This is a genomic window from Methanothermobacter tenebrarum (assembly GCF_003264935.1).
In the GTDB taxonomy this organism is placed as follows: domain Archaea; phylum Methanobacteriota; class Methanobacteria; order Methanobacteriales; family DSM-23052; genus Methanothermobacter_A; species Methanothermobacter_A tenebrarum_A.
In genome coordinates, this window is sequence record NZ_QLOE01000003.1 from 65,952 (window position 1) to 86,363 (window position 20,412).

Here is a 20,412-nt window from a genome sequence, read left to right on the forward strand (position 1 = left end):
TTTTTCGAAAGATAACTAATTTTTCAGATAAGGTGTTAATAATGTTAGCAAAGGATATAATGTCAAAAGAAATATACTATGTGAAAGTTCCAGGAAACCGCGCCCAAGCATTGGATATAATGAGGAAAAGGAACGTTTCAGGATTGCCAGTTGTTAAAGAGGGTTCTGGCGAGCTTGTTGGTATTATAACGCGTTCAGATATCATAGAAAATCCAGACGAGGAACAAATAGCCCTCATAATGACAAGGGATCCTATTGTAGCTTCCCCAGATGATCCTGTAAGTTTAGTGGCTTCTAAAATGGTGAAAAATAATATAAGGAGGATCCCCATAGTCAAAAACGATAAATTGGTGGGTATAATCACAGCCTATGACATTGTATCCCGTGCACTCGCAGAAATGGACATAGACTCCCCAGTAGAAGATTATATGATCCTAAACATACCCACAACATGGGATAGAACACCCCTTAACATAGCATTTGAGATCATGAGATACTTCAAATTAAAGGTTCTGCTAACAATTAACAATGAAGCCAAACTATCAGGGATACTCACCGAGACAGATTTTCTAAACGAAAGCGAGGTAGTCTCTGAGAGAACAGTCCATAATACTTCAGTGGGTACTGAAGGAGACAGATGGACATGGGATAGTAGAAATGTCCTCTATGTTATAAAAAATCAACTCAAATTTTCAGATAAAGAAGTGAGGGATGTTGCCACAACAGAACTAGTTACAGTGACAAAAACGACAAGTGTCAGTGACTGTGCAAAGAAAATGAGAAAATCCAAGATCGAACAAATCCCAGTAATAGACTTTGAAGGCGAACTTGTAGGATTGTTAAGAGCCCAGGATCTTATAAAGGCCCTAGTTGATTCAGATGAGTAAAGAATCCACTATACGTATAAAAGCCTCAAAGGGCGTTTTAACCTTCGCAGCGAAAAATGGGGGGAAAGTCTCTATCATTGACCTTCAGTTAAAAGTTTTATGGGGATATTGTTGGTGGTATGGACTACCATATATTGAAACATTCCTCGCGGTGATGGAATCGCTACTCAAAAGAATAATAAGTGATGTTATAGAACATGAAGATCTTAACATAGAGTATCGTGTTATAGCCAACGATACCCCCGAGGAGGCAAATCAAATAGAGATAATATTCAATAATATAAAAGCAGATGATGTTGAGTTCCACGTCCTGGGTGACATCATATTCCAAGGGGAGGACAATAGGAGCTTCATCCGTAAAATAACCAGTTTCAGAAGGAGTGTAGATGAAAACATACAAACTGTACTCTAGTTCTCCAGCCGCTTTATAGATGATAATACCTCTAATAGTATCCTCTCAGCCTTTTTTCTATCCTTAACCTCCTCAATTATTATCTTACCATCCCCCGAGATCCTAACTGTACTATCATCTATTTTCAACCTTAGAGCATCTCCTCGACGATCTTTGAACTTGGAGTACGTTTTTTCCAAATCAATGGGATAAGGGAGTTTTAATTCAAATATTATTTCACCATCTTCTCGTGATCCTATGAGCTCCCCTTTATTTTTGCGGTAACCCTCTATATCCACATGGACACTTTTGAAACCTGCTGATTTAAACTTTTCCACGATATATTCTAAAAGTTGCATGTCTAGTATCTTACTTGTATCATCTACCTGGATTACCGCGATCCCATCGAAGTCCCTAACCCTAACTAGTTCGAGGCCTGTAAGATCCTTTATGAGGTTCTCGGCATATGATATCATATCGAGTTTCTTGGTGGTTATTGGCCCTTTTATTCTAGTTGCCAAGCAGGTAGTATTTGGTGTATAGTTTATGTTTTCTTTTTTTAGGTATTCTATAACATCTTCTTTTGTTATTTTTGCTTCTAATAGTGGACTTCTTATTTTTCTTTTATAATTTGCTATGATCCCTGGCCGATCTTCGAGCATGTCTGTTATGTTAGTCCCATCTACTATGATATCGAATCCTTTTTTTTCTGCAATAGATTCTAGAATGGCGTACATGCGATCCTTGCAATGGAAACACCTTTGAGTGGTGTTTTTCTTGAATTTTTCATGTTCGAGGAAATTTTCTTTTATGATCTTATGGGGGATTCCCAGTTTTGAAGCTATATGTTTCGCATTTCGCACGACATCTGCTGGCAGTGTCCCAGTATCCACAGTTACTGCTATAGCCTCCCTTGAAGTCTTTGATGCTATCTTAGCTATTAGTGTACTGTCTGATCCGCCAGAGAATGCTATTATAACCTTTTTATCCTTTAGGATGTTTTCAACTTGTTTAATCTTTGCTTGAAGTTCCATTACTAGACTACCTCAGTAGTTTGTCCCTTACATATTCTAGGACTCTGATGGCATCCTCCCTTTTTATGTCAATACCCTCATCTTCTATAAATTCCTTTAATCTTTGAAGGACCGCCGGGTTTAAGTTACACTCTTTATAGATTCTATCATAGGTTCTTTTGGGATAAAATATTGACTTAGCAATCTTAATAAGGTATTTTAGTTCATCCCCTGATATTATACCATTCATATATGCTTTTTTAAAATTGTATTCAATACTTACAAGGGAATCTGATAGTGGTTGAAGGGTCTTGGGGTCGAAAGCAACTGCAACATCATCATCAGATTCTATGCTTCCATCCTTGTATTTGTTATAGACATAGCCTATACCTATCATCCCAAGACTGTCAAGTTCTGATGCTCGGAGAGCCCCCATACTCGCCCCTCCAACCACCTTCACACCCATTTTAAGCGCTTCTATTATCTCCTTGTGAGCGACTGCAGGCTCATGATGAAAGACCCCATCTATGATCACGATAATATCAACAGGATCTCTAATAGCTTTTAGGACATCACCTCTCCTTACTGGAGGATGATATTCAGCCTCCAATACCCTCCTGGCCTCTCTAGGATGTAGGGATGGACCCGTGAATACGATTACCTGCTTCATATTTGATCCTATCCCCTATACGGGTGTTGTCAACAGCGAATACCTCCAATCCAGGTACTATTACCCTCACCACTGGCACCTTAACTTCACGTGTAAGATCCACAAAAAACACATCAGAAAACCCACACTTTTTCAACTCTCTAAGCGTGACTTTAATATCCTCTCTGAAGGTCCTTTTTGACCTATTTTTCAATTTATCCAATCCTATTACGGTTTCAGCTTCTCCGAACCAGTGCTTATTTATCCTCTTCATCCGCTCATACCCTGCTTTTCTCATGAAAATTGCCCTAACAGTATCTTCCCGGGTTCCGTGTATTTGCGTGGCTCTACTCTGGGCCACTTCTGTGAGAGCCCTTATAACTGCTACTTCAGGGTCTAGGTGTGTTCCCACACCTATGCTTAGTAGTGCGGGGTCTTTTAGGAGGGTGTCATCGGCTACGGCGGCGATTGTTGGTATTCTGATATCGTTTGTAAGGTCTATGAGGGTTATGTCGATCTTCGCATCCTCGAATCTTTGGAGCAGATCCTCTATGATCTTATTCTCTGTGCCTTGACAATCTATCTCCTTTTTTGGGCCCCTTTTTGCCTCGAAGATGCTCCAAGCATCCCTTTCTATAAGTTCCATGAGTCCGTGGAATACTGCTTCCTCGATAGCATTCCCTGAGGCGAGTCCATTAGTATTTGACCTGAAAAGACTTACACAATCCTCGGGTGGATTATAGGGGTGATAAACTGCATTTGCGGGGATGTGAATTTCTTTTTCATTTTTTAGGTTTGTGGCTTTCACCCATTCAATTTTCCCATCCACTTTACTATCTTGGGGGAGTATGAGACTTATAGGGTCTACATACTCTGTTATATCATCTAATGGTGCTTTAATGGACTTTTCGGCGTCTTCACTTTTTTTCTCTGCTGAGTATCTTTCGAACGCTTCCATCATAGCTGATGCCTTAGCCTGCGACCTTGTAGCACCTTTACCAGCGTATATGCTCACAGCACCCTCTTCTGCAGTTGGTCTTATAGCAGAATATACTGGTATACCTATCCTGTCAAGGTGGGTTATCTCTGTTATCCTTGTGACACCTATATTTTGCAGTTTCTTTTTAATCCATTTTATAGTCTCGGAGGGTTTCTTGGCCCTGTGCGTGCAACCGATATATTTTACGGGTACATTGGAAAACATAATTATCACTATAGGGTGAATATGCTTTTAAATGTGATTGCAAGGGCTATTAAGATGGCGAGGAGCCAAATTATCGGATTCCAGCGTATGACCTTCGCCCCATCTAATACGCTGAAGGGTAGTAGGTTGAAGAATGCTATGAAACTATTAACGGCATATCCTAGGGTTGCTATGCCAGATAGTATGCCTGTTGAAAATGATGCTATGAACATAAAAGATAATGCTAGTAGTATGTTTGTGGCAGGTCCTGCTAGTGCTATTTTACCATTTTCTTCGCGGCTGATGTATGCTCCATGTATGTATACTGCTCCAGGTGCTGCGAATACAAAACCAAAATATGCTGTTATAAGGGCAAGTAATATGCCGCCTACCCATAGCTTGTATTCCGCCCAGAAGCCATACTTTATTGCCATGAATTTGTGGGCTATTTCATGGAATACGAAACCTACACCCACGCCTATGATACTCGCGGGTAAGAGCGAAATTGCTATGTTAACTTGCTTATTCGAAAAAACATATGAGAAAACAGCTGCTATTACGAGCATTGATATTATGATATCCCTTATTTCCCTAGTCGTGAAGTTCACCATATTAATTTATAATCTTTCTATGTTCATATAATGGTTTCTATCCTTTGAATATTATTTTAAAGCAACTACCATCATGACTTTTAACGGATATTTTCCCATTTAATTGTCTTACAAGGATATTAACGAGTTTCAAGCCTAGTGACTTGCTTTCTTGGAGTTTATTCGCTGGAAATCCTATACCATCATCCGCTACCCTCAGTTCAAGGTTGTCTTTTACTCTTTTAAAACTAATGTATATTGTGCCTTGAATTCTGCCATTGAATGCATGCTTCAAGGCATTTGTTACAAGTTCGTTGATGATCAAGCCAAGGGGATTGTGGTTTCGATGCTAAGGTATAGATCCTCAACATCTAATATTATATCTATGGATTTTCCCGCAGAATATGAATGGAAAAGATTCCTTATAAGTTTTTCCACATACTTTTTGAAATTTATCCTTGCAAGGTCATCTGATTGGTATAATTGTTCATGTATAAGTGCCATGGATCTTATCCTATCCTGTGTTTCCTTGAATGTACCATTCTTATCATGGATCATTGATTGTAGGCTGAGGAGACTTGAAATTATCTGTAGATTATTTTTCACCCGGTGATGGATTTCTTTTAATAATAATTCTTTCTCTTCGAGGGATCTTCTAAGCTCGTCCTCTAATTCTTTACGTTTTCTTATATCCCTAGCCACGATAACAACATAATCATTTCCATTGAACTTAACAATATCTATGTTCATTTCAGTTAGGATGAGATTTCCATCTTTTTTGATAAGGGGTGCTTCTATAGACACTTTCTCTTTCCTTGAAAGGATCTCCTTGAACTTTTCATAATATCCTTCGGGGATTATATTGAAAATGGAGCTTATCTCATCCTTTGGATATTCTAGGTTGATAAAACTTGACTTATTAACATCTATTATTTTTCCATCAGCGTCAACTAGGAATATGAAGTCTCTTGTATGGTCAAGTAAAGTTTTAAATCTTTGAAGTTTATGGAGTGTATCCTTCAATTGAGGATAATAACTTTTTCTCACAGATTTTCCGCCGAAGCCCATAATAGCTTTTCTAAGATCCTCCCAATCCTCATTTGGTGATGGCATTTTCAAATATCCCCTTTATATCATCTATTCTTGGCTTGCGCGGATTTGTAACGATACAAGAGTCATTAAAGGCTAATTCCGCAAGTTCATCTATCTCATCTTCTAGGATACCATAATCTCCCAAGCTCATGTCAATCCCAAGCTTCTTCTTAAAATCTTTTAACTTGGATATGAGAGCATCCTTAACCTTACTTGTCTCCGATTTTAAGCCTAGGGCCTCTGCTATCCTCCTGTACTTTTGTGGGTTTGTGGGGAAATTGAATTCTATAACATCTTCTATTAAGATAGCATTAGCCACCCCGTGTGGAATGTCCAACCTACCGCCTAGGCTGTGTGCCATTGCATGCAGGAGACCGAGACTTGCATTAGAAAAAGCCAATCCTGCTTCCAGGCTTGCGAGCATCATATTTGAACGTAATTTGAGATTTTCGGGGTCTTTGATGATTTTGTGCAAATTTTCACTTATCAGTTTTATGGCGTCAAGTGCATTTATATCTGTTAAATGTGAGCTTGCGGTGGATACATAGGCTTCTATGGCATGTGCAAGGGCGTCCATGCCAGTGGCGGCTGTGAGTAGTCTGTCCATGGTTATGGTTGTGTATGGGTCTATGAGTGAAACATCTGGGATGAGGGTTCTGCTTATTATGGCAACTTTGGTTTTCCTCTTGGTGTCTCTTATTATTGCAAATTGTGAAATGTCTGCTGATGTCCCGGCAGTGGTTGGTATGCAAATAATTGGGGGGGCTGGTACTGTTATTTGGTCAACGCCTTCAAATTTGAGAATATCCTTTCTGTTGGAGCTTACTATACCTATGCCTTTTGCACAGTCTATTGGACTTCCACCCCCAAGGGCTATTATAAAATTGCACTCTTCAGCATCAAAAACCTCAGCACCCTCCATAACCTCATAATCGCGTGGATTTGGCGTAACATCATCGTAGATTACATATTCTAGTCCATTCTCAGTTAGTAGAGATTCTATTTCATCTACATGGCCGGCCTTTTTTATACCATGATCAGTTACAAGCAGTATCTTCTCTGCTCCAAGATTTATTGCATATTGTGGGGTTAGTAATCTTGCACCCTCTCCGAATACCAATTCACTTGTAACAAACTTTCTAAGATTAAATTTGTCCATAAAATCACCAAAAAATGGAATACGGCTTTAATAAAGTTTTCACTAATTAATATTTTTTTATGTGAAAATTTTCTCCAAAACCAAAAAAAGGTAATGCGTGGAAGTAATATAATGTTATTATGCGAAAAATTATTATGAGAGGAAGACTTCACATTTTGGGTGATTTTTAATGGATAAATTGAAGGCTGCGATTGAGAAAATAATGGAAAAAGATTGTGACATGGCTGTGATATCCAAAAATGAAAATATATTCTATTTGACTGGTTTTAGACCGTCTGCTCGTGCATTTTTGATCTTGACTGATGAACCATTTTTGATGGTTACTAGTATGGATATTGACGAGGCTGAGAATTCATCAATTGATGTTTTTGAATTTAAAAAATCAGAGGATGTGAAAGAAAAGATTGGAAGTTTATCCCCCAAGGCTGTTATCTTTGAACCTTCACTCCCAATTGGCACATTTAATAAATTAAGAGATTCTTTTAAATTTGTCATTGAAGACATTATAGGCAATCTCAGGATGATAAAAGAAAAATTTGAAATAGAATATATCAAAGAGGCTTTGAGGATAGCCGAAGAATCTTTTAGGGAAATAGAAGTGGAGGGTGTTGAAGCTATGATAGCAGCCAACCTTGAATATCATATGAAAATCAAGGGATCTATGAAACCCGCATTTGATACTATCGTAGCATCTGGTATAAGGTCAAGCAATCCACACGCCAAAGTTTCATTCAATAAAATAAAGACACCTGTAGTCATCGATTGGGGCGCTACTTGGAAATATTATTATTCTGACACTACAAGGACCATTGTTAAAAGAGAAGTTGAGGAGGAGATGCTCGACATTTTGTTGGATGCCCAGAGGGAGGGGGTGAAAACAGCCAAACCCGGAGTAAAAGCTTCATATATAGACAAGGTCGTAAGGGGTGTTATATCCGAATATGGGTACGAAGATAACTTTATACATTCTACAGGCCATGGTATAGGCTTGGAAGTCCATGAACCACCATCTTTATCTGTAAATGAAGATATTAAACTTGAAAAGAACATGATTGTAACAATAGAGCCTGGAATTTACATTAAGGGAAAATTTGGTATGAGAATCGAGGACATGGTTCTCATCAAAAAAAATCCTAAAATATTAAATACACTCCCATCTAGAATATAACTTAACACTTTGGAAGTGGTTTAATATGGCACTTCTCCCAGAATATTTATCTCCCATTATCGAAGCAGTTGAAAAAGTAATCCCTAAAAGATTCCTTGTAAAAATACAGGAGAACCTTGTCAGAACAGGGATTTATGTAAAAGCCGCTGAAATTGTAACATTGATCCTATTTGCAAGCATATTCTTCGGATTGATCGGGATTATAGTAGCCATGATCTTGGGCATAGACCTTTTAATCCCATTTTTAGCAGGTGTTTCCCTTCCCCCTATAATATTTGCCTCTTATATTTTTATAATGATGGAGCGAAGAATCGATGCAATAGAACAGGGAACCCCAGATTTTCTAAGGCAGATAGCATCACTTTTACGTGCAGGAGTCGGTCTTGAAACAGCCCTAGAAGACATTTCGAAACAGGGTAAGGGCCCATTATATGATGAATTGAAAAGGGCAGTTATCGAGATAAAGATAGGGAGAACATTCGAGGATGCTCTATTATCAATGGGCCGTAGACTAAAATCTGACACCCTCGACAGGACCTTTAGGATGATAATAGAGGGTAAAAGGGCTGGTGGAAGCCTCGCAGATGTTATAGAAGCTGTTGCAGAGGATACGCGTGCAGTTTTAGCCCTTAAAAGGGAGCGGAAGGCTAATGTGATGATGTCCGTCATGTTCCTCGTGGTAGCCGCTATAATCGCAGCACCATTCGCACTTGGAATGATCATGGTCTACTCAGCCTTCATAGAATCCCTCGGTAAAACTAATCCAATCCTCGGAATTGCAAAGATCGCCGCAGGAGGTTATATAGTAATCCATTCTATAATAGCAGGGTTACTCATAGGCATAATCATGTTTGGAAGTGCTAGAAAGGGTATCAAATATGCAATTCCATTGGCTGTTTTAGCATTTGGCATATTCTATATTATTGACAAATTTGGCTTCGTACTCGTGGGCTCCATGGCACCCTAATATGATTTTATGGAGGGGTAGAATCAATGGGTATAAAATATGATGAAACCGCACAAGGGTCTGCTGAGCTGATACTAATATTCGGTGGAGTTATCATCATAGTGCTTTTCGCGGCACTATGGTATAAAAATTATTTAATATCTGCAGGTAACGAGATAAGCAAGACCGATGTGCAAACTGTTACAAATTCCATCCAAAGCCTCAAAAGTAAATTCTAAGGGGTCTTTTAATGAAGATGCTGATCAATGGAAGACTCAAGGGCGAGGAGAAGATCGAAATCCGCAATCCTTATAACAACGAGATCATAGACAAAGTACCAGCAGCTTCAAAAGAAGATACAAGAGAAGCCATTTTAGCGGCTAAAAAGGCCAAAGATAAGATGATTTCATTAACAGCGCGCAGAATTTCAGAGGCACTTTATGATACAAGTCAGGAACTCAAAAAAAGATCTAAGGAATTTTCACACCTACTAGCCCTCGACTCTGGGAAGCCTATAAAAGCAGCGCAAGACGAGGTTAAAAGATCAATTGAAACACTGAAATTATCCGCTGAAGAATCCAAGAGAATATATGGAGAAACCATCCCAATGGACGCTGGTATAGGAGGTAAGGACTTCATAGGCTTCACAGTAAAACTACCCCTAGGAGTTATAGCCGCCATAACACCATTCAACTATCCACTTAACCTAGCCATCCACAAAGTTGGCCCGGCACTAGCATCAAAAAATAGCGTAATATTAAAACCATCACTTAAAGCACCATTATCAGCATTAAAAATAGGCGAAATACTAGATGAATATTTCCCCCCAGGCGCGATAAATGTTCTAACAGGTAAAGCCTCCATCATAGGAGATGAACTTTTAAAAAGCGAGGATATCGACAAAATATCATTCACAGGAGGCTTTAAAACAGGTAAAATGATAGCGGAAAAGAGTGGGATGAAAAAAATCACCCTAGAATTAGGCGGTAACGACCCTCTCATAGTACTCAAAGACGCTAATATAGAAAAAGCTGTTGAAGGTACTATAAGGGGCTCATACCTTTATTCAGGCCAGATATGTATAGCAGTGAAGAGGATAATTGTCGATGAGAAAATAGCGGATGAATTCGTGCAAAAATTAGTCAAAGAAACTTCAAAGTTGAAAATAGGCGATCCACTCGACCCAAAAACTGATATAGGCCCTCTTATAGATGAAAAAGCCGCCATAAACATTGAAAGGTTGGTTTCAGAGGCGATAGATGAGGGTGCGGAGCTTTTATATGGTGGGGGAAGAGATGGAAACCTTTTCGAACCCACTGTATTAGATAATGTCAGACCTTCAATGAGACTTGTCAGGGAGGAAACATTCGGCCCGGTATCACCTATAATAAGGGTTAAAGATGCTGATGAAGCCCTAAAGGTTGCTAACAGCACTTGTTACGCTCTTCAAGCAGGGATTTTCACAGAGAACATACACGAGGCCTTAAGGTTCGCATCAGAATTAGAGGCAGGAGCAGTACTTATAAATAAACAATCAACTTACAGGGTCGATCACATGCCATTCGGAGGCTTTGACTGCAGTGGGATTGGTAAAGAAGGCGTTAAATATGCTATAGAGGACATGACACGGACTAAACTTATTATATTCAACAAAAAATAATATATTAGGATCCCATTGTATGAAGGATTTTAAGAATTGTAAACTTTGCGAGTGGCGATGCGGTGTAAACCGTCTTGAAGGTGAAACTGGCATTTGCCATGTGGGATTGCCGGAGGTAGCATATACAAGTTTAGCTTATATTCTGAAAAGTTATTCCATAACATTCCTTGGATGCTCATTCAAATGCTTATACTGTAACGCTTATCGGATTTCACAATACCCAGATACAGGATGGATTTATAGGGGGTATATCGAGCCTGAGAAGATGGCTAGGGAGGCCTTGGACCATCTTGAGAGTCCGCTTGCAAAGAATATAGGGGCATATAGGCTCAGTTTCACTGGTGGAGAACCCACAATACACACACCATATCTTGAAGAGCTTGTAGAGAAAATAAGAAGATTTAGACCTTCAATTGAAGTGGGTGTCGCCACGAATGGTTTCTCAACAATGAAAACTTTTAAGAGGATTTTGAGGATTGTGGATTTCATAAATTTTGAAATCAAAGCATTTAATGATGAAATTCACAGAAACCTTACAGGGGCGCCATCAGAGCCGGTATTAAGGAATGCAGCTTATCTCGCGGAAAAAGCCCCTGAGAAGGTTAGAACTTTCAGGACAGTTGTAATACCAAGGATAACCGATAGAGAAGTTCCTAGGATAGCGGAGTTCCTATCAGAAATAAACGAGGAAATACCCTATAGACTTGTCGGGTTCAGGCCCAATTTCGTATTATATTATCATAGTGGACCATCTAAGGGTTTGATGGAAGATCTTGTAAAAGAGTGTGAAAAGAAGGGTTTAAAGAATGTTGATTATTCTGGATATTATCCATTAAAGGCGAAAGATTTAGATTATTATCCTAAAAAACTTGGATGTCCATTACCCCGCAATTGCGGAGAATGCAAATTTAAAGATGAATGTAAGGGTATATTAATGGAGCCATGGCTTTTTAAATGATTTAACACATTATAGTTTGTGGAATTTCCCTTGAAGGGAATTATTTTCCTTCTATGAACTTTTCTACGATTTTCCTCGCCTCATTAAGGGATTCTAGGGGTATGTTTTTTGGAAGACCGCCAATTTCACCTTTAACATTCCTTAGGACACCTTCAGTGCCGAGGAACATGCCTTCACTTGTGATTCCCATGAAATTTTGTGGCGGTAATAATACCACTGCAACATGATCCCCCATCTTAACCTTCAAATCATTTGTTACAACCTTAATGGATCTATCACCAATGTTGACATTGCATATTTGGAGCCTATTGGCTCGCGGATGCTTAGTGGAACTCATAACCTCCCCTACTACTACGTCAACGCCTATAATCGGGTCGAGAATTTTACCCAACATTATACGCTCTTTAAGTTTAAGTATTGTATTAAGGAAAAATTTTATCCTAGCAATATTTTCTTCTGTTTTCTCTTTATCTTCGGCCTCTTTAAGGAATAATTCAGCCCATCCTTCACCTCCAAGAGCTTCTATTATATTTTCTCCTTTTTCTTTAATCAACCGCATTTCTGGTGCAGATGTAAGTTCCTTCGGTTCAAGATAGGAATAGATAAGGCTTTGGAGGACTTTTTTAATTTCATCAGCCATTTGAACGGCTAATTTTTTATTCCATTGTCCGCGGAGGCTGCCCGATTCAACAGCTTTCAAGAATAGGCTGATGGATTTATCAGCAACTTTGAATCTATAATCTCGACTTGTATCCCACATTTAATCCACACTCCTACCTATTAACCTCTCGGACGAAAAAATAAAGTTTTTTATGAACACTAATTATATTAAGGTACTTAAAGTATTTGAAAATTTAGAGCAACTACTGTTCTGAGCAAGCGCATCAGACAACAGTTGTAGATATGAACGTTGATCTTAAGCCTCCTTGTAAAGTAATTTGAAGACGCTTTTCGGATTTTTTTGGATCTTCGGCGGACTTATACTGAAGCCCTCACTCCACCCTTGGAATGTTGGAAGTGGGATCTTTTTGGCAGCGCCGTTAAAAGCAAACTTTATTTTCGCTGTTTTCGAAAATGGAAGGATTCTAGGGAATTTGCGGGTAATGGAGGATCCCTCTAAAGAAATTTATCTGATGAGATTCTTCAAGAATCTGGATGGCATAGATAAATTATTTGAGTTTCATAACATAGTTAAATATTGATTTTTTTATGATCCTTACCGTCCCAGAAGAACATGAAATAGTTTAGGGAATGCCTATGATACATAAAGAAAGAATTAAAAACTTGAACGAATTTAAATCCATGGATACCACCCATGGAGATTACATTCTATATTGGATGCAAGCATCTGTAAGAGCCCACTGGAATCATGCTCTTGAATACGCTATCGAAACAGCCAACAAGATGCAAAAACCTCTATTAACAGTTTTTGGACTTACTTCAGACTTCCCAGAGGCTAATTCACGCCATTACAGGTTTCTAATTGAAGGACTCCTCCATGTTAAAAATGAACTAGAAAAGAGGGGAGTGGCATTCTCAATACAACTTGATAAGCCCCCTTCCACAGTTTTAAAATACTCAGATGACGCTTCACTTGTTATAACAGATAAAGGCTACCTTGAAATCCAAAAAAGGTGGTACGACGAACTCAAAAAATATATTAACTGCCCACTAATCCAAGTGGAAAGCAATGTTATTGTACCTGTTGAAATAGCCTCTAATAAAGAAGAATACTCCGCCGGAACATTCAGGCCTAAAATAACCCGTAAACTAAAGTATTTCATGAAACCAGTGTATCCAAGGACCCTTAAAGTAAATTCACTTGATATTGACATTGAATCAGCAGACCCTGATCCTGACAAACTCATGAAAAAACTGGGCGTGAAGGATGAAATGACACCATCCATATTCCAAGGCGGCACAAAAGAAGCAATTAAACTCTTTGAAAAGTTCTTATCAGAAAAACTTGAATGTTTCGAAAAATTCAGAAACGACCCTGTAAGAAACTGTCTATCAAATATGAGCCCATACTTGCACTTTGGACAAATATCACCTTTATACTTAGCCTACAAGGCTTCAAAAGCGGGAAGATGTACAAGATTTCTGGAAGAACTCATTGTAAGAAGGGAACTCAGCATGAACTTTGTCCATTACAATAAAAACTATTACAAGATCAAGTCCCTACCAAAATGGGCCTACAATACATTGATGGAACACGCTTCTGATCCAAGAGAATACGAATACGGGTTAAAAGAATTTGAAAAGGGTGAAACTCACGACAAATACTGGAACGCTGCCCAGAAAGAAATGGTACTCACTGGGAAAATGCACGGCTATGCGCTTCACCTTAATAATAAATACGAAATAGATGGCCGCGACCCAAATGGGTTCGCCGGAGTTGCTTGGTGTTTTGGGAAGCACGATCGCGCTTGGGGTGAAAGAAGGATATTTGGGAAAGTCAGGTACATGAATGACCGTGGACTTGAAAGAAAGTTCAAAATACAAGAATATGTCAACAGAATCGAAACAATTGAAACCCAGCAACTTTAAAACTTTTCCTATTCTTTTTTTACCAAAATTGGTCTATGTAGACTAGGGCTAGTCCACAATAATTTGGTATTAAAAGCGATCAAAAAAATTTAATGGAGACTAAGGAGGCACCTAGTATCCATGGCAGCCCCCATCTTTGACTACATTTTGATAAATAGGCAATGATGGAAAATTTACTTCAATTTTTATTGATCCTATCCCTTTCTTTGATTGGTAACATTTTGTGGTGGTGAAGTTCCTCGACTTCAGGATACGAATAACTAATGCTTCAGAGGGGACTCGAATTCATCAATTCATGTTGTATCATGAGCAGCCCAATTTAAAAAGCTTTTATATGAAATAATAGGTCCATCAGCCAACTTTAATCGATAATCTCTGCTTTTTATCCCACATTGGAGCACTCCAAAAAAATCTCATCCTATAAAACTATTTAAATTATAAAATGAAATAGACTTTCATATAAGAAATACCCAAAAAGGGGGTAGGAGTGTAGAAATTATGGTGGAATTATCCAACCTTTATGGTCTTGACATATACACTTCTCGAGGTAAATATGTTGGTAGGGTCCAGGATGTTGTCCTTAACATAAAGAAGGGTCGAGTGTCAAAACTTAAAGCAAAGGCAATGAGCCCCGAGAAAAGAGATCTGGGATTAAAAGATGTTCTGAAGACCAGCATACGTATAGTCCCAGAATCCGATGAAATCAGACCACTAAGAGAAGAAGGCATGATAGACATCCCATATGAGAGGGTTAAAGCCGTAGGTGACATACTTATAATATCCCCAGAGGTTAAGACATCTGAGGTCAAAAAATCCTATGAAACCCCAATAAGATAAGGGTAGGGTTCAATGATAGTAGGGATAGTGGGTTGCGGAGCCATAGCTAACATCATCACAAGTTACATTTTGGAGGAAGATTCTAACATCCAACTGAAATTCTTCTATGATAGAGATCTTGAAAAAGCCGAGAACCTATCATCTATAGTAGATGGGATCGCGGTTTTAAAAGTAGAGGATATGTTAGACAAGGTCGATCTTGTAATAGAAGCCGCATCCCCCGAGGCCGTGGCCGAGATCGTCCCCGATATCCTCAAAGCAGGAAAAGACGTTCTTATAATGAGTGTAGGGGCTCTAATGGATAAAGAGCTCCGTTCAAAGATCGAAAATTTAGCCTCAAAGAATAACGCGAATGTTTACATCCCCTCAGGTGCTATAGTAGGCTTGGATGGTATAAAAGCAGCCTCTATAGGTAAGATCACCTCTGTTAAATTAGTCACAAGGAAGCCTCCACGTTCACTGGGCATATCCACCGATGAAAAAAAAGTACTATATAAGGGTAATGCTTCGGAAGCTGTTAAAAAATTCCCCCTTAACATAAACGTAGCAGCCACACTCAGCATAGCATGTAACATGGACGTGGAAGTCGAGATTATAGTGGATCCTCAAGTAGACCGGAATTTGCATGAAATCACTGTTAAAGGAGACTTTGGAGAATTAAAAACCATCGCAAAGAATATCAGATGCTCACTCAACCCCAAAACGAGCGTACTAGCAGCCTATTCCGCTATCAAACTCCTCAAGAGTTTAAGCGAGAACTTCAAGGTCGGCACATGAAAGAATGCGAAATCTACTCCAATATTAAGCCCCCATGTGGCTGCAAGGTAGTTGCAAGGCTTGATGGAAGAGGATTCCATAGACTAACCAGAGAATTAGACTTCAAGAGGCCATATGATCCCTTTTTTGCAGATTGCATGGTTGAAACTTCAATTAACCTCATGAAAGAGTTTAGTCCGATTTTCATTTACACATTCTCTGATGAGATCAACATACTATTTGAGGAGTTACCATTCAATGGCCGCATCGAGAAACTCGATTCTGTACTCGCAAGTTTCACAGGAACATCATTTATACTCTGCCTCCTTAAAAAATTCAAAAGGGATAACATTAGAAAGCCTATATCATTTGATAGTCGCATCATCCCCCTAGGTGACCATCTACTAGTAGAATATTTCAAGGCAAGACAAGACGAGGCATGGCGAAACTGTCTTAACAGTTATGCCTATTGGACTTTAAGAGAAACCATGGACAAGAAGACAGCCACGGAAAAACTTAAAGGTTTAAAATCAGGTGACATCCACGAACTCCTCTTTGAGAGGGGTGTGAACCTTGCGAAGGTCCCCACTTGGCATAGGAGAGGTATTGGAGTATACAAGCGAATTGTTACTATAAAGGGCTATGATCCCAGATACAAAAAAGAGGTGAAATCAGAGAGAAAGAGGATCGTAGTCGACAAAAAACTTCCAATTTTTAACGAAGACTTTTTCAAGACAATAGAAGGGATAAAATAATGGGGATTACAGATTATCTTCTGGAGAAAATATTTGGGATTAAGAAAATCAAAAGAGTGCAAGTTGATTCAAAGGTCATAGATGATATAATAGAAACTGCACGAAATGCCCATCCCAGAGAATTCGCAGCCTTGCTTGAGGGTAAAATAGAGGATGAGACCCTCCATGTCACTGGATTAATTTTTCTACCAGGTGAAACCTCAAATGAAGGTGCTGTAATGCAGACCTTCATGTTACCACCATTTACATCTACCATAGGATCAGTCCATTCTCATCCCACACCAAACAGTAAGCCTTCAAGGGAAGATCTTCACTTCTTCTCAAAAAATGGCCTATTCCATATGATAATAGCCTATCCATATCAAAAGGAAAGCATAGCATCCTATGACAGGTTTGGTAATAGGATAGAAATCGAAATTTTAATGGGATAATTCGATCGCGACAATATCATACACATTCTCTAGTTCCTTTATCTCATCTAGGACTGTGGAAGGCACTTCTTGGTCCACTTTAAGGACCATTACAGCTTCGCCACCAATTTCTTTCCTGCCAACTTGCATGATAGCTATGTTAATGTTATGCTCTCCAAGCTTTGTCCCTATGGCGCCAATAGTCCCTGGGAGATCCTTATACTTTGCTATTAACATTATACCCTCAGGTTTTATATCCACCTTATAATCATTTATCTTAACTATCTTAGGCTCCTTAATATAGGTCCCCTCAACACTAAACTCTCCCTTATCAGATTTAACATTTAACACTATAAGTGACTTATAATCCCCAGATTCTGACCTTTTACCCTCTGTAACTATCATACCCCTTTTCTCTGCGATCATAGGCGCATTAACTAGGTTTACAGGCTCTGTAAGTATGGGGTTTAATATGCTCTGTAGTATAGTTCTTGTGAGGATGTCCTGTTGTGGTATTTCAGCTAATTCACCACAGTAGGTAACCTCCAAGTTTTCTATTTTCCCAGGTGTTGCCTGCACAACAAGACTGCCTAGTTTCTCGGCTAATACAATGTATGGTTTCAAGAACTTGAAGGTTTCAGGGTCTAACACTGGCATGTTAAGCACATTCTGGGGTGTTCCACCCTCAAAAACCTTCTTGATTTCATTTGCAACGATTATAGCCGCGTCTCGCTGGGCTTCGACTGTTGAGGCTCCTATGTGGGGAGTTAAAACCACATTATTCAATTTTAGGAGTGGGCTGCCTTTCGGAGGCTCCTCCTCAAATACATCGAGAGCAGCCCCACCTATCCTACCTTCATTTAATGCATTGTACAATGCTTCCTCGTCCACTATACCTCCACGGGCGCAATTTATTATGAAAGCTGTATCCTTCATCATATCCAATTCACGATCTGATATAAGATATCGTGTCTCTGAGGTTAATGGGACATGTATGGTTATAATATCAGACTTCTTGAGTAGTTCTTCAAGGTCAACTATCTCCACGCCCATTTCATCAGCCGTTTCTCTACTAATATATGGGTCGTGGACGAGCACATTCATCCCAAATGATTTTGCACGTTTAACCACTTGGGATCCGATCCTACCCATCCCTATAACCCCAAGGGTCTTGTTGTTGAGTTCCATGCCCATGAATTTGCTCTTCTCCCATCTACCTTCCTTCACAGACTTATCAGCTAGGTGTATCTTCCTTGCAAGTGCTAACATTAGACCCATGGTATGTTCCGCGACTGTGATAGAAGTGGATTCAGGGGCATTTATAACCATGATACCCTTTTCAGTGGCGGCTTTAACATCGATGTTATCCACGCCCACACCTGCTCTTGCGATGATCTTCAATCTTGGAGCAGCCTCTATAACTTCCCTCGTGACCTTCGTCCTACTCCTTACAATAATAGCATCAAAATCTTTTATACTCTCTAGGAGTTCTTCATGTGTTATATTAGTATTAACTACGACCTCGGCCACCTTTTCAAGTTCGGCTATCCCTTTTTCATTGATTGAATCTGCGACAAGTACTCTCATATTTTCCACCTGCTAAAACTCTGATGATTGTAAAGATTAGAAAGTAGAATATAATTTTATTCTCGGAAACCTAATATATTTTACACCATATATATAAGGGGTGGGTTGGGAGTATGTTTGATGGATCCATTAAAATCAAGGATAAGAGTATACCATGTACTTCATTAGGAACGGCACCATTTGCAGGTTTAGCATATTTTGGTCATAGGTCTCGCCTATATCAAATAGACCTTTATAATAACCCGGATAATATACAGAGGATCATTAAGAGATCCTATGATTTGGGTGTTAGAGCAATACAACTCATACCTGAACCCCCGGTTATCAAGGCATTAACTGGGGCTGTTGAATCGGGTTTAGATTTCACTATCATCGGCACTATAAGGGCTGGAAGATTCCAAGAGGATCTTAAGCTCCTTTTAGACTTGGATGCGGATGCCATGCTATTAGATGAAGAATACACTGATAAATTAGAAACATGGGAATTGGCGGATCTTTTAAATTCTATAAATGACCTGGGCATAGTATGCGGTCTTATAACTGCTTTTCCACGGAATACTACAATGAAACTTCTCGCTTCTGATATACTAGATCTTTTTGACATTTACATGATACCGTTAAACAAGCTTGGATATATGATGGATTTTCCCAGTTTTTTAGAAGATGAGAGGAGAGAACTGAAAGAGATGATATTAGACACTGGTAAGTTTATCATGGCACATAAAGTATTAGCTGCTGGGATATTAAAACCTGATGAGGCTTTTAAATTCTTGGAGAGTGTGGATTATATTGACATGGTTAGTATAGGTGTTGCATCCATAGAAGAAGCCGAGGAGACTTTCACTTTGCTCTTTGAGTATTAATTGTATTCTTTTCTCTCGGCTATTATCTTCAAGAACTCCTTTGAACTTTCTATTTCATCTATCTCCCAATCTTTGATTACTGGGATGCCCTCAAGGGATTCTTTGATCTTAGGATTTTTCAATATGAAAACAGCGTCGGATCCCGTTATCAGTGATATGTCCTTTAAAGGTATGGCCATCCTCTTAAGGGTTCGAGTATCCCTATTTTTTTCAAGATCTGTGATAACTGTATCCTCGAATTTCATGTCTTTGGCGAGCACGTCAAATGGCGCCTTCTGGGTTTGGATCACGCCAAAGCCTAGTTCAACAAGTTTTTCAGCCTTCTTGCCGGGTCTATTTTCTATGATGTCTTTGTCAACCTCTGGTGTCTTGAAAAGGTCAATTGAGAGTATTATCTTTATATTTAGTATCTCCTCAAGTATCGTTGCAGTTTCTGGGGAGGCTCTTACAAGGCCGTTCTCATACTTATAGATGGTCTCCCTTGATACGTGGGCTAGATCTGCAAGGTCCTTGAGTGACATATTATATTCTTCTCTAACCTCCCTTAGGGTGTCACCGTCTATCTGCACATAATATCCGCCCCTATCAGCGAAAACTTCTGGGTGATGGCCTTCTATTATCATATTCTTCAATGTTTTGAGGGCTATGACTGGTATGCCATGTCTTTCGTATACTACATCCTCTTCAAGGTAGTCTGTCTTGGATTTTACGCCTATGATGAGGGGTGCTGCTAGGAAGGTGTAGGCAACCTTTTTTATTTCATGAGCTTGTAAACTATTAATAGAATCTATATTAACAAGTACTTTTAATAGGAGAAGTAACAGTTTCTTCCTTGCTAGGAGGTCAAAGCAACTTCTCTCATAAATATGGGATACTCTAAACCCATGTGTTGCAAGTATATTGTACAGTTCTTGGAGTATTTCTTCCCTTTTCATGATGTTCAATTAAATCACCGAAT

Annotated in this window: 24 protein-coding genes; 14 read left to right on the forward strand and 10 right to left on the reverse strand. The window is 39.1% G+C overall.

Going from position 1 to position 20,412, the window contains the following annotated elements; translation table 11 throughout:
- Positions 1-41 precede the first annotated feature (41 nt).
- The gene (locus DPC56_RS03080; RefSeq protein WP_112093600.1) at positions 42-887 is read left to right on the forward strand and encodes a CBS domain-containing protein; all 846 of its coding nucleotides are present in this window, start codon (positions 42-44) and stop codon (positions 885-887) included.
- Positions 880-1,299 (forward strand): hypothetical protein, encoded by a 420-nt coding sequence (locus DPC56_RS03085; RefSeq protein WP_112093601.1) that lies wholly within the window; start codon positions 880-882, stop codon positions 1,297-1,299. The genes DPC56_RS03080 and DPC56_RS03085 overlap by 8 nt, the downstream gene beginning before the upstream one ends.
- On the opposite strand, the gene larE is transcribed toward DPC56_RS03085, so the two are convergent.
- Genes larE through ercA form a run of 7 tightly spaced genes read right to left on the reverse strand, consistent with a single transcriptional unit; the run spans position 1,296 to position 6,964 of the window.
- Complete coding sequence (larE, locus tag DPC56_RS03090; protein WP_112093602.1) at positions 1,296-2,312, reverse strand: ATP-dependent sacrificial sulfur transferase LarE; 1,017 nt, start codon at positions 2,310-2,312, stop codon at positions 1,296-1,298. The genes DPC56_RS03085 and larE overlap by 4 nt on opposite strands.
- A gap of 7 nt (positions 2,313-2,319) precedes the next feature.
- Positions 2,320-2,961 (reverse strand): TfuA-related McrA-glycine thioamidation protein, encoded by a 642-nt coding sequence (locus DPC56_RS03095; protein ID WP_112093603.1) that lies wholly within the window; start codon positions 2,959-2,961, stop codon positions 2,320-2,322.
- Positions 2,918-4,144 carry a YcaO-related McrA-glycine thioamidation protein gene (locus DPC56_RS03100; protein ID WP_112093604.1) on the reverse strand — a complete coding sequence of 409 codons (1,227 nt, stop codon included), beginning with the start codon at positions 4,142-4,144 and terminating at the stop codon, positions 2,918-2,920. The genes DPC56_RS03095 and DPC56_RS03100 overlap by 44 nt, the downstream gene beginning before the upstream one ends.
- Before the next feature lie 8 nt (positions 4,145-4,152).
- On the reverse strand, positions 4,153-4,734 hold the full coding sequence (locus DPC56_RS03105) for a site-2 protease family protein (protein WP_112093605.1): 582 nt from the start codon (positions 4,732-4,734) through the stop codon (positions 4,153-4,155).
- A gap of 37 nt (positions 4,735-4,771) precedes the next feature.
- Complete coding sequence (locus tag DPC56_RS08325; RefSeq protein ID WP_220084806.1) at positions 4,772-5,038, reverse strand: sensor histidine kinase; 267 nt, start codon at positions 5,036-5,038, stop codon at positions 4,772-4,774.
- Positions 5,035-5,826: a histidine kinase dimerization/phosphoacceptor domain -containing protein gene (locus DPC56_RS03110; protein ID WP_220084807.1), complete on the reverse strand. Its 792-nt coding sequence runs from the start codon at positions 5,824-5,826 to the stop codon at positions 5,035-5,037. The genes DPC56_RS08325 and DPC56_RS03110 overlap by 4 nt, the downstream gene beginning before the upstream one ends.
- Entirely contained in the window at positions 5,810-6,964 is a 1,155-nt protein-coding gene (ercA, locus tag DPC56_RS03115; protein ID WP_112093606.1) for an alcohol dehydrogenase-like regulatory protein ErcA, read from the reverse strand. Before ercA ends, DPC56_RS03110 begins: the two co-directional genes overlap by 17 nt.
- A 169-nt stretch (positions 6,965-7,133) precedes the next feature.
- On the opposite strand from ercA, the gene DPC56_RS03120 reads away from it, so the two are divergent.
- From DPC56_RS03120 to DPC56_RS03140, 5 genes are read left to right on the forward strand one after another with little or no spacing between them, the layout of a single operon-like run.
- Positions 7,134-8,132 (forward strand): M24 family metallopeptidase, encoded by a 999-nt coding sequence (locus tag DPC56_RS03120; protein WP_112093607.1) that lies wholly within the window; start codon positions 7,134-7,136, stop codon positions 8,130-8,132.
- A gap of 25 nt (positions 8,133-8,157) precedes the next feature.
- Positions 8,158-9,099 carry a type II secretion system F family protein gene (locus tag DPC56_RS03125; RefSeq protein ID WP_112093608.1) on the forward strand — a complete coding sequence of 314 codons (942 nt, stop codon included), beginning with the start codon at positions 8,158-8,160 and terminating at the stop codon, positions 9,097-9,099.
- Positions 9,100-9,125: 26 nt separating this feature from the next.
- Positions 9,126-9,317 carry a class III signal peptide-containing protein gene (locus DPC56_RS03130; RefSeq protein WP_112093609.1) on the forward strand — a complete coding sequence of 64 codons (192 nt, stop codon included), beginning with the start codon at positions 9,126-9,128 and terminating at the stop codon, positions 9,315-9,317.
- A gap of 11 nt (positions 9,318-9,328) precedes the next feature.
- Entirely contained in the window at positions 9,329-10,738 is a 1,410-nt protein-coding gene (locus DPC56_RS03135; protein ID WP_112093610.1) for a lactaldehyde dehydrogenase, read from the forward strand.
- A 19-nt stretch (positions 10,739-10,757) separates the two neighbouring features.
- Complete coding sequence (locus tag DPC56_RS03140) at positions 10,758-11,696, forward strand: radical SAM protein (protein ID WP_112093611.1); 939 nt, start codon at positions 10,758-10,760, stop codon at positions 11,694-11,696.
- A gap of 40 nt (positions 11,697-11,736) precedes the next feature.
- Here DPC56_RS03140 and DPC56_RS03145 read toward each other — a convergent pair whose 3' ends face one another.
- Complete coding sequence (locus DPC56_RS03145) at positions 11,737-12,456, reverse strand: tRNA-binding protein (RefSeq protein WP_112093612.1); 720 nt, start codon at positions 12,454-12,456, stop codon at positions 11,737-11,739.
- A gap of 178 nt (positions 12,457-12,634) precedes the next feature.
- Here DPC56_RS03145 and DPC56_RS08330 point away from each other — a divergent pair, with 178 nt between their 5' ends.
- The 6 genes from DPC56_RS08330 to DPC56_RS03170 all read left to right on the forward strand — a co-directional run bounded on the left by DPC56_RS08330 (position 12,635) and on the right by DPC56_RS03170 (position 17,025).
- Complete coding sequence (locus DPC56_RS08330) at positions 12,635-12,898, forward strand: hypothetical protein (RefSeq protein WP_220084808.1); 264 nt, start codon at positions 12,635-12,637, stop codon at positions 12,896-12,898.
- A 55-nt stretch (positions 12,899-12,953) separates the two neighbouring features.
- Positions 12,954-14,246 carry a deoxyribodipyrimidine photo-lyase gene (locus DPC56_RS03150; RefSeq protein ID WP_112093613.1) on the forward strand — a complete coding sequence of 431 codons (1,293 nt, stop codon included), beginning with the start codon at positions 12,954-12,956 and terminating at the stop codon, positions 14,244-14,246.
- Between the two features lie 498 nt (positions 14,247-14,744).
- Complete coding sequence (locus DPC56_RS03155; protein WP_112093614.1) at positions 14,745-15,083, forward strand: PRC-barrel domain-containing protein; 339 nt, start codon at positions 14,745-14,747, stop codon at positions 15,081-15,083.
- A 12-nt stretch (positions 15,084-15,095) separates the two neighbouring features.
- Positions 15,096-15,860, forward strand: coding sequence for an aspartate dehydrogenase (locus DPC56_RS03160; protein WP_112093615.1), 765 nt, complete (start codon positions 15,096-15,098; stop codon positions 15,858-15,860).
- Entirely contained in the window at positions 15,857-16,594 is a 738-nt protein-coding gene (locus DPC56_RS03165) for a tRNA(His) guanylyltransferase Thg1 family protein (RefSeq protein WP_112093616.1), read from the forward strand. Before DPC56_RS03160 ends, DPC56_RS03165 begins: the two co-directional genes overlap by 4 nt.
- The gene (locus tag DPC56_RS03170) at positions 16,594-17,025 is read left to right on the forward strand and encodes a Mov34/MPN/PAD-1 family protein (protein ID WP_112093617.1); all 432 of its coding nucleotides are present in this window, start codon (positions 16,594-16,596) and stop codon (positions 17,023-17,025) included. Before DPC56_RS03165 ends, DPC56_RS03170 begins: the two co-directional genes overlap by 1 nt.
- Here the strand turns inward: DPC56_RS03170 and serA are convergent.
- Complete coding sequence (serA, locus tag DPC56_RS03175; RefSeq protein WP_112093618.1) at positions 17,014-18,591, reverse strand: phosphoglycerate dehydrogenase; 1,578 nt, start codon at positions 18,589-18,591, stop codon at positions 17,014-17,016. The genes DPC56_RS03170 and serA overlap by 12 nt on opposite strands.
- A gap of 113 nt (positions 18,592-18,704) precedes the next feature.
- Here serA and DPC56_RS03180 point away from each other — a divergent pair, with 113 nt between their 5' ends.
- Positions 18,705-19,454 carry an aldo-keto reductase family protein gene (locus DPC56_RS03180; protein WP_112093619.1) on the forward strand — a complete coding sequence of 250 codons (750 nt, stop codon included), beginning with the start codon at positions 18,705-18,707 and terminating at the stop codon, positions 19,452-19,454.
- On the opposite strand, the gene DPC56_RS03185 is transcribed toward DPC56_RS03180, so the two are convergent.
- Positions 19,451-20,392, reverse strand: coding sequence for a transcriptional regulator (locus DPC56_RS03185; protein WP_181454378.1), 942 nt, complete (start codon positions 20,390-20,392; stop codon positions 19,451-19,453). The genes DPC56_RS03180 and DPC56_RS03185 overlap by 4 nt on opposite strands.
- Positions 20,393-20,412: the final 20 nt, after the last annotated feature.

What these genes read in the sequence shown, in the direction of transcription:
- DPC56_RS03080 (WP_112093600.1), top strand. Translation starts at nt 42, where the DNA reads ATGTTAGCAAAGGATATAATGTCAAAAGAAATATACTATGTGAAAGTT.
- DPC56_RS03085 (WP_112093601.1), top strand. Translation starts at nt 880, where the DNA reads ATGAGTAAAGAATCCACTATACGTATAAAAGCCTCAAAGGGCGTTTTA.
- larE (WP_112093602.1), bottom strand. Translation starts at nt 2,312, where the DNA reads ATGGAACTTCAAGCAAAGATTAAACAAGTTGAAAACATCCTAAAGGAT.
- DPC56_RS03095 (WP_112093603.1), bottom strand. Translation starts at nt 2,961, where the DNA reads ATGAAGCAGGTAATCGTATTCACGGGTCCATCCCTACATCCTAGAGAG.
- DPC56_RS03100 (WP_112093604.1), bottom strand. Translation starts at nt 4,144, where the DNA reads ATGTTTTCCAATGTACCCGTAAAATATATCGGTTGCACGCACAGGGCC.
- DPC56_RS03105 (WP_112093605.1), bottom strand. Translation starts at nt 4,734, where the DNA reads ATGGTGAACTTCACGACTAGGGAAATAAGGGATATCATAATATCAATG.
- DPC56_RS03110 (WP_220084807.1), bottom strand. Translation starts at nt 5,826, where the DNA reads ATGCCATCACCAAATGAGGATTGGGAGGATCTTAGAAAAGCTATTATG.
- ercA (WP_112093606.1), bottom strand. Translation starts at nt 6,964, where the DNA reads ATGGACAAATTTAATCTTAGAAAGTTTGTTACAAGTGAATTGGTATTC.
- DPC56_RS03120 (WP_112093607.1), top strand. Translation starts at nt 7,134, where the DNA reads ATGGATAAATTGAAGGCTGCGATTGAGAAAATAATGGAAAAAGATTGT.
- DPC56_RS03125 (WP_112093608.1), top strand. Translation starts at nt 8,158, where the DNA reads ATGGCACTTCTCCCAGAATATTTATCTCCCATTATCGAAGCAGTTGAA.
- DPC56_RS03130 (WP_112093609.1), top strand. Translation starts at nt 9,126, where the DNA reads ATGGGTATAAAATATGATGAAACCGCACAAGGGTCTGCTGAGCTGATA.
- DPC56_RS03135 (WP_112093610.1), top strand. Translation starts at nt 9,329, where the DNA reads ATGAAGATGCTGATCAATGGAAGACTCAAGGGCGAGGAGAAGATCGAA.
- DPC56_RS03140 (WP_112093611.1), top strand. Translation starts at nt 10,758, where the DNA reads ATGAAGGATTTTAAGAATTGTAAACTTTGCGAGTGGCGATGCGGTGTA.
- DPC56_RS03145 (WP_112093612.1), bottom strand. Translation starts at nt 12,456, where the DNA reads ATGTGGGATACAAGTCGAGATTATAGATTCAAAGTTGCTGATAAATCC.
- DPC56_RS03150 (WP_112093613.1), top strand. Translation starts at nt 12,954, where the DNA reads ATGATACATAAAGAAAGAATTAAAAACTTGAACGAATTTAAATCCATG.
- DPC56_RS03155 (WP_112093614.1), top strand. Translation starts at nt 14,745, where the DNA reads ATGGTGGAATTATCCAACCTTTATGGTCTTGACATATACACTTCTCGA.
- DPC56_RS03160 (WP_112093615.1), top strand. Translation starts at nt 15,096, where the DNA reads ATGATAGTAGGGATAGTGGGTTGCGGAGCCATAGCTAACATCATCACA.
- DPC56_RS03165 (WP_112093616.1), top strand. Translation starts at nt 15,857, where the DNA reads ATGAAAGAATGCGAAATCTACTCCAATATTAAGCCCCCATGTGGCTGC.
- DPC56_RS03170 (WP_112093617.1), top strand. Translation starts at nt 16,594, where the DNA reads ATGGGGATTACAGATTATCTTCTGGAGAAAATATTTGGGATTAAGAAA.
- serA (WP_112093618.1), bottom strand. Translation starts at nt 18,591, where the DNA reads ATGAGAGTACTTGTCGCAGATTCAATCAATGAAAAAGGGATAGCCGAA.
- DPC56_RS03180 (WP_112093619.1), top strand. Translation starts at nt 18,705, where the DNA reads ATGTTTGATGGATCCATTAAAATCAAGGATAAGAGTATACCATGTACT.